We start from the raw sequence: 11,997 nt of genomic DNA on the forward strand, positions 1-11,997 counted from the left end.
ATTACCGGATTACCACAAGTTTTTATTTCTGCTGCAAATTTACGAATAGAATTGTTTATGTAATGCAAAGAAAGTCCAAAATGATGAAAATATCGTATCAAAAGCCCCCTGTTAGACGATAATTGTATCTTTGTGTACGATAATTTTAGGACTTCGTTGTTTTTTTCTGTTATTTTGCAAGCAGAAACAAAAACGTATCAATTTTAAACCTAGCAGTATGAATTCAAAGCAGTTCACATTATTAATAGGAGTAGCTTGTTTGCCGGGAATGACAACTGCAGCCACGGTTTATCGCTCCATCTCTAAGGTGGGTGCCATATCAGTGGATTGTCCGGTGGGCACAGTTCCCCGACTTCCTAATCTCGTGTGGGTAACCTATTCCGATGGTTATTCAGAGTATCGCCAGGTACGCTGGGCTAACTCTCCGCTTGCTGATGAGCAGGCTGAGGCTGATGTGCAGAAGCATCCTGCCGGAAGCCAATATGAGATAGGTGGTTTTGTGATTGGTGACGAGACAACCGACAATGGATATCCTGTCAAGGCACAAATCAAGGTGGTGGCTGGAGGCTATCAGACTCCTGAAAAGGAAGTGGCTCATACCTTCTCGCTCGCTGATGTGAGCATAGATGGTGACAACCGACTTACCCACAACCGCGATGAGGCTATCCGTGAAATCTGTTCCTGGGATGTTACCCAGCAACTCTACAACTATCGTGATACCTATGGGTTGAGCACGGAGGGTTATACCAAGAGCGATGGCTGGGATTCGCCGGATACCAAACTCAAGGGACATGGCTCTGGTCATTATATGTCGGCAATCGCACAGGCATACGCTGTGGCAACCAATCCTGAGCAGAAGGCTATCCTCCGCAAGAACATCACCCGTATGGTGAATGAGTTGCGACAGTATCAGGAGATGACCTTTGTATATAATAAGGATCTGAAGCGCAACTGGGAGGCTCGTGATTTCGCTCCTGAGGCTGAACTCAGAGAGATGAAGGGAACCTGGGCTGCTTTTGATGAGTATAAGAAGCATCCAGAACAGTATGGTTACGGCTATATCAACGCCATTCCGGCTCAGCATTGTGCTCTTATCGAGATGTATCGTGCCTACAATAACTCCGAATGGGTTTGGGCACCTTATTACAGCGTACACAAGCAGCTTGCCGGTCTGATAGACATCGCCACCTACTTTGACGATAAGGAAATCTGCGATAAGGCACTCCTTATTGCCAAGGATATGGGACTCTGGGTATGGAACCGCATGCACTACCGCACTCACGTGAAGCAGGACGGCACCCAGGATGAGCGCAGAGCCAAGCCGGGCAACCGCTACGAGATGTGGGACATGTACATCGCCGGTGAGGTGGGAGGTATGAGCGAATCGCTCTCCCGTCTTTCTGAGATGGTTTCCAATCCGGATGAAAAGGCGAAGCTCCTCGAGGCTGCCAACTGTTTCGATGCGCCTAAGTTCTATGATCCGCTGAGCAAGAACATCGACGACATCCGTACCCGCCATGCCAACCAGCATATTCCGATGATTATCGGAGCGTTGCGCAGTTATAAGAGTAATCAGAAGCCATACTATTACAATCTGGCACAGAACTTCTGGAGTCTGGTGCAGGGCAGATACATGTATGCGATGGGTGGTGTAGGTAACGGAGAGATGTTCCGTCAGCCATACACACAGATTCTGAGTATGGCAACCAACGGACTGCAGGAAGGCGAATCGGAGGCTTATCCGGATATCAACGAAACCTGCTGTGCGTATAACCTCGTCAAGCTGAGCAAGGATTTGAACTGTTATAACCCTGATAAAGCGCAGTATCTCGATTATATCGAGCGCACGCTGTACAATCAGATTATCGGTTCGCTCAATCCGGACCAGTATCAGACCTGCTATCAGTATGCAGTAGGATTGAATGCTACCAAGCCATTCGGCAACGAGACTCCTCAGAGCACCTGCTGTGGCGGTACAGGTTCTGAAAACCATACCAAGTACCAGCAGTCGGCTTATTTTGCCAACGATCATACCCTCTGGGTAGGTCTCTATATGCCAACCACTCTCCACTGGAAGGAGAAGGGCGTGACCATCAAGCAGGATTGCCTGTGGCCGGCACAGCATTCAGCCATCAGGATTACGGAAGGCGAGGGCGATTTCACCCTGAAACTCCGTGTGCCATACTGGGCTACGCAAGGTTTCTCCATCAAGGTGAACGGCAAGGAAGTGGCAAAGAGCTATCAGCCTAGCACCTATGTAGAACTGGAGCAGAAGCACTGGAAGGTGGGCGATGTCGTAGAAATCGACATGCCATTCAGCAAGCATATCGAATATGGTGCCGACAAGCTTTCGAGCGATGTGGCAAGTCTGGATGGCACTCCGCTGAAGACATCCTGGGTAGGAACCCTGATGTACGGACCGCTGGTAATGGCAGGTACGGGGGCACAGACTTGGAACCAGGCTACGCTGAACATCGACTCCCGATTGAGCAAGATTACTGTGGGTGAATCAAACGGCGTGACTACAGGAGCAGGAGCCAATCTCCTTACCCTGAAACTGGATGGCAAGGAATTCCAGCCAGACTATTATCGCAACGCCAACAGCACCCACTACTACCGCATCAACCTAACCGATGCCAAGAGCAATAAGAGCAAGAAGGTGAAGATAGATTTCACCGAACTGAATTCTCTCCTGAATCTTGCCGCAGAGCGCAAGGCTGATCAGGAGAAGTGGAATGCCCTCTCTCAGAAGGTTCCGGAGTATGCGCCATGGGCACCATTCGGCTATGAGCGCATGCAGAAGGTGATGGCTCAGGCACAGGAGCTGGTGGCAAAGGGTAAGAAGAAGGTTACCCAGGATGAACTGGAAGGCACTACTGCCATCCTGAACCGTGCCATCAATACGATGCGTCCTGGCAACCTTGCCGAGATGGAAGACCTCCGAGAACTCTCCGGTCTGCTTCGCCGTGCCGGTTGGCCAGATGATAACACCTGTGCAGAACTCAAGGAAGCCATCAGCTATGGCAGAATGGTTCAGAAATACGTAACCGACGGAAGTGGAACCCACGACATGATCCATGCCGCTGTGGGAAAGCTGAAGAAGGCGATGAAACAATAACCCCAAAAATAGAAAAGGCAATTTCTGAATAGTAATATAGGCTAAAAGACGAAAATATCGTCTAATATACTAGATTTGGACGATATTTTCACTTTTTTAGACGATTTTGTGGCATGATATGATAAATATTCTGTTACTTTGCAATCGAAATTTTAAAAAAACAATTATAAACCTAACAAACAAAAGAAATGAGACAGACACAAAACATTTCAGGCTTTGTACATAGCCAAGCTTATGTAAAAGCTATCGCGTGTTTGGTCCTTGCATGTGGGGGGGCATTACCTACTCTAGCTGCAAGTGAGACCTCATCTAACCTTTCTGTGCAAGTTGTTCAGCAGAATGGTACCACCATTAAGGGTGTGGTTGTTGATGAACAGGGAGAACCTATTATAGGTGCCAGTGTAGTAGAACAGGGATCTTCTAATGGAACAGTTACTAACTTAGATGGTAACTATGTTCTACAATTAAAAAAAGGTGGCAAGGTTCCTGTAGTTATATCCTATATTGGATATAAGAGCGTTACTACTGCTAAAGGTGGTAAGATTATACTTCAGGCAGACAATAAACTCTTGGATGAGCTTGTAGTCGTTGGTTATGGTACTCAGAAGAAAGCAACTCTTACTGGCTCTGTTTCCCAGATTTCGGGTGACGATCTCCAGAAAGTGGCAGCTACAAATGTGGCTAATACTTTGGCTGGAAAAACTGCTGGTATCATAGCCAACAACCGTAGTGGTGAACCAGGTGCCGATGAGGCTTCTATTCTCATACGTGGTAAGGGAACTCTGGGTGATACCTCACCGCTGATAGTCGTGGATGGTGTTGCTGGTCGTAGCTTTAGCCGTTTGAATCCTGAAGATATTGAGAGTATTTCTGTGCTGAAGGATGCTTCTGCCGCTATTTATGGTGCACGTGCGGCTAATGGTGTTATTCTTGTAACAACAAAGCGTGGTAGCAGTGGACGTACACGAGTACAATATAATGGTAGTCTTACTTTCACTCAGCCTACCCGTATTCCTAAGATGCTTAACTCATATCAGTATGCTACCTACGTGAATGAGTATGATGCAGACGACCGTCATGGTCAGGCCGGTCTTACTTATTCTCCTGAGGCTTTGGAACATTATCGTACAGGTGATGATCCTGTCAACTATCCAAATACAGACTGGTGGGGCGAAGTGGCAAAGGATTGGACAACCAAAACAGAACATAGCCTCTCTATCTCAGGTGGTTCAGACAAGGTAAACTACTATCTCTCAACCCAGTATATGAATCAGAATGCTATTTATAAGAATTCTGATCATGGTTATAAGCAGTATCAGTTTGCTTCTAATTTGGATGCAAAGCTGAATAAGAGAGTAAAGCTAAGTCTTGACTTGAATTTCCGTCAGGAGGAGCGTAAGCGTGGTGTTTATTCCACCCCTTATCTCTTTACTTATTTGATGAGTACCTTCCCTGGTAGTGCACCTTATTTCCCTAATGGACTTCCACGTACGGGTTATGATGGACTGACTAATAATGCTGCAGTCATGGTGTCGAGTGCTCCTGGTTCCAACAACTCCAAGAATTTGATCTTTAATGCTAAGCCAAAGTTGCATGTTGACCTTGACTTGATTACTAAAGGTCTGTATGTGGAGGGATATGCTGGCTTAGACTATACTCAGCAGAATGGTAAACAAATAAATCAGCCTTACGATCTCTACGAATACGATAATGCCAAGCAAGAGTATAACAATCGCCGTAATGATACTAGTAAAATAAGTCTGAACGATTGGAGTTCTTACTACTATACTATTACATTAAACGGTCGCTTGGGTTATAACCGAACCTTTGCTGAAAAGCATAAGGTGGGGGCTTTCGTGGCTTATGAGCAGAGTAAGTATAAGTATCACACCATAAATGCTTATCGTACAAACTTCCTCTCAAATAAGTTGATGGATATTTTTGCTGGTAGTGACGTGCCTGCTGATAAGGATAATGGTGGATATTCTGACCTTACCACTCGTATGAATTACTTCGGACGTATAAATTATTCTTATATGGATAAGTATCTTTTCGAGGCTACGGTACGTGTGGATGGTTCCATGAATTTTGCTCCAGGTCATCGTTGGGGTACATTCCCTTCATTCTCTGCAGGTTGGGTTATTTCTGACGAGCCATTCTTCAAACCATTGAAGAATGTAGTGGATTTCTTGAAGATTCGTGGTTCTTGGGGACAGATGGGTAATGATAATATCTCTAAGTATCAGTACCTTTCAACTTATCAGTTTACACAAACTGGTGCTTACTTCGGAGCAGGAGAGAAAGGATCCATTAACAAAGGATTCTATCTGACACGAACAGCCAATCCATTGGTAACTTGGGAAACTGCCAATACGCTCAACTTAGGTATTAGCTCTACATTCCTTAATAACAAATTCTCATTGGATATCGACTGGTTCCAGTCTCGCCGTCGTGATATCTTGATTAGACGCAATGCTTCTATTCCATCATATTCTGGATTAGTATTGCCAGATGAAAACTTGGGCAAGGTGAATAACTCTGGTATCGAACTTGTGGCTACCTATCGTGATCGCAAGGGTGATTTCGAGTGGAGTGTTACTGGTAACTTTACTTATGCCGAAAATAAGGTGAAATATATGGATGAGGCAGCTAGTACCCCAGACTGGCAGCGTACAACCAACCATCCTATTGATGGACTTATACTTTATCATGCTTTGGGCATCTATCAGACTCAGGAGCAGGTGGATAACACTCCTCACCTAGATAATGCCAAGCCTGGAGACCTGATTTACCAGGATACCAATGGCGATGGTAAAATTACATGGGATGACGCTGTTCGAATCAATAAGTCGGCTACACCTAAAATCCTATACGGATTGACATTGAATGGTAGTTGGAAGGGTATCGACCTGAATGTTTTCTTCCAAGGTCAAGCTGAAGCTGTGCAACTTGTTCAGCCAACCATGAATATGATTACAGACTTCTATGAGGGACGTTGGCGTGCAGATAATACCCCTGAGGAAAATATGAAAGCTCGATGGCCAAAGGCCTTTATCAAGCAGACATATGGGGACACTTGGAATGGTGTAGCTTCCGACTGGTGGTTACGTAATGCAGCCTTCCTTCGCTTGAAGTCTATCGAATTGGGCTATACCATACCTAAGAGTATCACTCAAAAGATCGGTATCGAGAAGTTCCGTGTATATATCAATGGAAACAACCTCTTCACTATTGATAAGATGAAGGTTTGTGATCCGGAAATCGGTTCTTCTTACAATGACGATGGCTACTTGATCAACTCTAATGGTATTCTTGGATATCCATTGCAACGCATGGTTACCATAGGTACAAACGTCACATTCTAACAAATAAATGATCATACAATGAGAACAAAATATATTATGTCGATTGCTTTCGCAGCAATGACGCTTTCGCTCACGACTAGTTGTGACGACGGCTTACTTGATCAGAGCCCGCTCAATAGCTACTCCGACGATGCTGTGTGGGGGGATTTGGCTCTGTCAAAGATTTATCTGAATGCTCAGTATGCCAACCTTGAGGCAGAAAACATGAAGGGTACTCGTTATTCAAATTATACTGAAGAAGTGTTCCAAAAGCACCTTTATGGTTCTGAGACGGTGACTGCAGGTCTTCTTAACTGTGATACCTATAGCTTTGGTTGGGATAAGACCAGTTATGATGCTTGGGGCACAATTTATGGCTATATCAAGAGCTTGAACCTTATGTTGGAGAAAATTGATAATGTGCCTGGTGATGAGGCGGAGCGCAATTGCCAAAAAGGACAGGCACTCTTCCTTCGTGCTTGGAACTATCATTTGCTCTATAGCCTCTATGGTCGTGTACCATTGGTTGACAAGACTTTCCAACTCAATGACAAATTTGAGTTGAAGCGTGCAGATATGGATGAGGTTGCAGATTTTATCTGTAAGGATTTGGATGAGGCAGCAACTCTATTACCCGAAAAATATGATGATTCAGAGTTGGGCCGTGCAACCAAGGGAGCTGCCTTGGCTTTGAAGTCAAGAATTCTGCTCTATAAGGCAAGTCCTCTCTTCGGTACTCCTTCACGTGAAAAATGGCAAGCTGCAGCTGATGCAGCTAAGGCAGTCATGGATTTGGGAGTATATTCTCTTAAATCGGTAAGTAACAGTGAGGAATATGGTGCCTTGTTCTTGGACCCAACAAATCCTGAGGTTATCTTTGAGAAACTCTTTGATCCAAAATATGGTGCAGGAGAGAATAATTCTTATATATTCCAAGCTCCTTGTGGCAGTGGAAATGGTTTTGAAGGTTGGGGAAACTTTGACCCTAGCCAGGAAATAGTAGATAAGTTCCAAATGGCTGATGGTACCAAGCCTGTTCTGCAAGACCGTTATACCTCTTATCCATGGGGTGGTCGTGAAATCCGTTTCAATGCAGCATTTATCTTAGATGGTGATAAATGGGGATATGGCAACTCTGCCCGTGAAGTGGAAACCTTCATTCCGGCTGAGGATGGTGTTGTAACTGGTAAGGATAGTAATCAGGGTGAATCGTGGTGGAATGCCAGCAATACTGGTTATTCTATGCGTAAGTTCTTGGATCCTTCATACGACAACTACGGCACAACCCAGCATGTTACGCCTTGGTTCTTCATTCGTTTGGCTGAGATTTATCTCAACTATGCGGAGTGCGAAATCCAGTTGGGCAATATCGATGAGGCGATGACTTATATCAATAAGGTGCGTACACGTGCCCTTCTTCCTGCTGCCACTGCTGCAAATACAGAGCAAGCTTGGGATGCTTATTATTACGAGCGCCAGATAGAACTCGTATTTGAAGGTCAGCATTGGTTTGATCTTCGCCGTTGGAAGAAGATGGAAGAGTGCTATAGTAAGCCTGTTACGGGAGTAATCATTTACAAATACAGAGATGGACACAAGGAGTATCAGACTGGTAATGTTGTAGCCAATCGTATATTTAATGGTGAGGCTCCTGCTGGGGCGCATTATTGGATGCCTGTTCCTCGTTATGAGTTACGTCGCTCTAATTTGATAGATGGAGCTCCTTATGAGTAAAGAGATAAAAAGGGAAGGTTTCTTGTGGTTAGCCAAAGAACCTTCCCGATAAAAACAATATATTAAAACGAATACTTATGAGAAAAAATAAATATATATTGGGGGCTTTGGCTTTGCTCTTGGGCATGGCTTCATGTACTGATTATACCGAGCACGACCCTTATACAGTAACTTATCCTATCCCTGATGGCAAATCATTGTATCGTCCAAGAGAATTCTCTGGTCAGGATTGGCGTAATGATACCTTCCAGTATTGTTATAATCGTGCCGCTTATACTGAAAATCTCGCCATTTTTTGGGAGAGCGGATTTGGTAAGGACTTAGCATCTCCACCTTCTTTAGAAGGTACTGATATGAGTGTTGACTTGGATAATCTCAAAACTCAGTTGGAGAAATTTTATAAGTTCTATCGTGATGACCTTGGCTTCCATACAGAAGGTTCTAAGGCTGACAAGTATCGCATGATGGTGATGCTTCAGTATTCTTTGGATGGCACTGCGTATGGTGGTACTTATGATAATACCATTGGAGCTTTTTGGGCAGCTCCTAATCGACTGAAAGATCCAAAACTCAATACAGTTGCCCATGAGTTAGGACATAGCTTCCAGTTGCAATTGCAGGCTGATGGAGCACATGGATTTGATAGTACGTTTGGTGGTATCTATGAGATGACTTCACAATGGATGCTTTGGCAGATTAATCCAAACTGGATAGATGATGAAACTTACCATTGGGATGCTTTCAAGGGATTGACTCACAAAGCTTTCTTGCATGGCGATAATATCTATCATTCTCCATATGTATTAGAGTATTGGAGTCAGAAGCATGGAAAAGATATTATGGCGAAGCTTTGGAAGGCTGCTCAAGAGTACCAGGATCCAGTTGTGGTATACCAGAATGTGACAGGAACATCTCAACAGCAGTTCCTTGATGAGATGTATGATTGTTATGCTCGCTTGGTAAACTTTGATTATGACCGTGTGCGTGATGTAACCCGTAAGTATGCTAACTCTTTTCCAAGTGCTAAAGAGTATATGAATGAGATAGGTGATGGTTGGTTACAGGTAGATCCAAGCCACTGTCCAGAAAACTATGGTTTTAATGCTTTGAAGTTGGAAGTTCCAACCACTGGTTCAATAGTATCTGTGAATTTCAACAATATCATGGGTGATCCTAATTACACTTGTGGTTGGTGGTGGTGTGGTAGTTACCGTTTTGGCTTTGTTGGTGTAACAGAGTCGGGTAAGTCTATCTATGGTGAAGTTGGAACAGCAGACTTTGACAATCGTAATGCTTCAGTTTCATTTGAGTTGCCTAAAAACGAGCAATTGGCTCATTTGTGGCTTGTAGTTACTGCTGGTCCAAAGGATGGGCACTGGAGTTTGGCTCAGTTGCCATTGGCACAATGGCCTTATCAAGTGAAGTTTAATGGTACAAAGTTGATTTAGGTATAAGGTTATTAATTTTTATTATTTTGAAGTTTCAGTATTTATTGGCTGCGTTATTAGCGATTGCTGTGGCGCAGCCTTCTAAGGCACAGATGTTCTTTGGTAAGCCAAAGGAAGTTTCTGATTCTGCTTATCTGGCCCAGGCTCAAACTCCTCCTATGGGATGGAACTCTTGGAATAAGTTTGGTTGTAATGTCAGCGAAAAGCTGATTATGGATATGGCGGATAAAATGGTGGAGACTGGTATGAAGGATGCGGGATACCAGTATGTTGTTATTGATGACTGCTGGCAGGTAGAACGCGACTCGCTTGGCTTCATCCAGGCAGATCCAGACCGCTTTCCTCACGGAATGAAATACCTGGCTGATTATATTCATAGCAAAGGCTTGAAGTTCGGACTTTATTCCTGTGCCGGAAGCTACACCTGTCAAGGTCGCCCTGGCAGCCGTGGTCATCAGTTTCAGGATGCTTTGATGTATGCCAAATGGGGTGTAGATTACTTGAAGTATGACTGGTGCTCTGATGAGGGACAGAATGCGCAAGCTGCTTATGCTACTATGAGCGATGCAATCAAGGAGTCGGGAAGACCTATGATTCTCAGTATTTGCGAATGGGGCGAGCATGAACCTTGGAAATGGGGTAAGGGTATCGGACATCTGTGGCGCGTTACTGCCGATATCAGAGATTGCTACCAATGCCTCTTTGACTGGGGTGGCGTAGGAGTTCTCAACGTCATTGACAAGATGGCTGATTTATATCCGTATGCCGGACCTGGTCATTGGAATGATGCCGAGATGCTGGAAGTGGGAAATGGCGGCATGACCAAGGATGAGTATATCACTCATTTCTCTATGTGGTGTATGCTGGCAGCTCCGCTGATGGCTGGCAACGACTTGACCAAGATGGATAAGGATACCCATGAGATACTGACCAACAAGGAAGTGATTGCTGTTGACCAGGACCCTATGGGCGAGCAGGGACGCCGATTCATGGATATGGGAGAGAAGGAAATCTGGGCAAAGCCTCTGAGCAACGGAGAACTGGCTGTCTGCTTTCTGAACCGTACTGATTTCCCTTGGAAGCTGGACTACAACTGGAGAGCCCAGACTATCTATTTTGCCAACGAGGTGAACATTCATGCCAATGAATATGTAATCAGAGACCTTTGGAAACATAAGGATATTGGTACTACTGCTCAGAATACCAAGGCAACCATTCCAGCTCATGGTGTATTGATGGTGAGACTTTCTAAGAAAATTAAATAACAAGAAAACCATCCGATAGAACTAATGCTACCGGATGTTTTTCTTGTTTTATTATTGTTTAAATAAGTCTCTCTATATCTTCTATTGAAAGACCTGCTCCTTGGGCAACTTGCTCTTGTGTGAGCCCCATGCCGAGAAGACGCTTTGCGGTAGCCAACTTTTCTTTGGCAACACCTTCTTCTCTGCCTTCTTTTCTGCCTTCTTCTCTGCCTTCTTCCTTCGCTGTATCGATCGAATTTTTTATGTCTCGATAGGCTTTAAGACTATCCTCGTATTCTCGTAGCTCTTGTTGACTGAATTTTGCGATTTCTGCTTCTTCAAACAACTTCGTGAAAATTCTTTCTTTTAAAGCTTTCGGTCGTTTGTCAAGCTTGGGTAAATTCTTGAGTACATAGAGCCATTTGTCATACAGCGTTTCTAGCTCAGTCTCGCTTTTGTTGAATTTCGCAATCTCAATATACTTGAAAGAAAGTTTGTCGTTAAAGACCTTGAATGTCTTTTTGTCTAGCAGGCCAACATCGTGGTTGATTTCTTTTTGGTCGAAAGCTTCTTCCTTAAAATCAAAATTGAGCAATGCTACCGTGTAAACATGGGCTAGCTTGAAATTCCAATCCTGTCCTTTTGGAGCTTGTTCTCTGATAGGAAATGTAGAGTAGAAGAGGGATCGGTCTTTGAAATATTTCTGAAAAGCGTTCTGCATCTCAACAATGAACTTTTCTCCTTTCTCATTTTCACAATACACATCAAAGATAGCTTTGCGCTCTGCGAAAACATCACCAACGTGTTCGCTATTGAGGTAGCGGACATCCTTAATGACTTGCTCTCCATCGAAAAGTGAATTCAGAAAGTTGATGAGCAAGTCTTTATTTGGCTTTGTTCCAAAGATACGTTTGAAACCAAAGTCGGTAAGTAAGCTGATATATCGTTCTTCTGATAATCTCATAATCTGTTCTTTTTATAGAATTCTAAGTAGGTCTGTGGGGTTGCCCCCACTTTCCCCTTCAAGAACCGTGCATGCGACTTTCACCGCACACGGCTCGTGTAATTCTGTTAATTATTTCTCGTTTTAAATAATCGGCTCTGTGTGC

General features: G+C 44.2%; 6 protein-coding genes. 5 read left to right on the plus strand and 1 reads right to left on the minus strand.

Going from position 1 to position 11,997, the window contains the following annotated elements:
• Positions 1-268 precede the first annotated feature (268 nt).
• From ACWJAO_RS06695 to ACWJAO_RS06715, 5 genes are all read left to right on the plus strand, one after another.
• Entirely contained in the window at positions 269-3,118 is a 2,850-nt protein-coding gene (locus tag ACWJAO_RS06695; RefSeq protein WP_449139694.1) for a beta-L-arabinofuranosidase domain-containing protein, read from the plus strand.
• A 188-nt stretch (positions 3,119-3,306) separates the two neighbouring features.
• Entirely contained in the window at positions 3,307-6,483 is a 3,177-nt protein-coding gene (locus ACWJAO_RS06700) for a SusC/RagA family TonB-linked outer membrane protein (protein ID WP_449139690.1), read from the plus strand.
• A gap of 18 nt (positions 6,484-6,501) precedes the next feature.
• On the plus strand, positions 6,502-8,196 hold the full coding sequence (locus ACWJAO_RS06705) for a RagB/SusD family nutrient uptake outer membrane protein (protein ID WP_449139691.1): 1,695 nt from the start codon (positions 6,502-6,504) through the stop codon (positions 8,194-8,196).
• Positions 8,197-8,273: 77 nt separating this feature from the next.
• Positions 8,274-9,644 (plus strand): DUF6055 domain-containing protein, encoded by a 1,371-nt coding sequence (locus ACWJAO_RS06710; protein ID WP_449139692.1) that lies wholly within the window; start codon positions 8,274-8,276, stop codon positions 9,642-9,644.
• 92 nt (positions 9,645-9,736) lie between these two features.
• Complete coding sequence (locus ACWJAO_RS06715; protein WP_449139695.1) at positions 9,737-10,909, plus strand: glycoside hydrolase family 27 protein; 1,173 nt, start codon at positions 9,737-9,739, stop codon at positions 10,907-10,909.
• 58 nt (positions 10,910-10,967) lie between these two features.
• Here the strand turns inward: ACWJAO_RS06715 and ACWJAO_RS06720 are convergent, their stop codons facing one another.
• Positions 10,968-11,852, minus strand: a complete 885-nt coding sequence (locus ACWJAO_RS06720; protein WP_449139693.1) for an Rpn family recombination-promoting nuclease/putative transposase — start codon at positions 11,850-11,852, stop codon at positions 10,968-10,970.
• Positions 11,853-11,997 lie beyond the last annotated feature (145 nt).

The sequence above is a fragment of the Segatella sp. genome (assembly GCF_977051555.1).

Coding starts and splice junctions, on each gene's coding strand:
- ACWJAO_RS06695 (WP_449139694.1), top strand. CDS start 269: ATGACAACTGCAGCCACGGTTTATCGCTCCATCTCTAAGGTGGGTGCC.
- ACWJAO_RS06700 (WP_449139690.1), top strand. CDS start 3,307: ATGAGACAGACACAAAACATTTCAGGCTTTGTACATAGCCAAGCTTAT.
- ACWJAO_RS06705 (WP_449139691.1), top strand. CDS start 6,502: ATGAGAACAAAATATATTATGTCGATTGCTTTCGCAGCAATGACGCTT.
- ACWJAO_RS06710 (WP_449139692.1), top strand. CDS start 8,274: ATGAGAAAAAATAAATATATATTGGGGGCTTTGGCTTTGCTCTTGGGC.
- ACWJAO_RS06715 (WP_449139695.1), top strand. CDS start 9,737: ATGTTCTTTGGTAAGCCAAAGGAAGTTTCTGATTCTGCTTATCTGGCC.
- ACWJAO_RS06720 (WP_449139693.1), bottom strand. CDS start 11,852: ATGAGATTATCAGAAGAACGATATATCAGCTTACTTACCGACTTTGGT.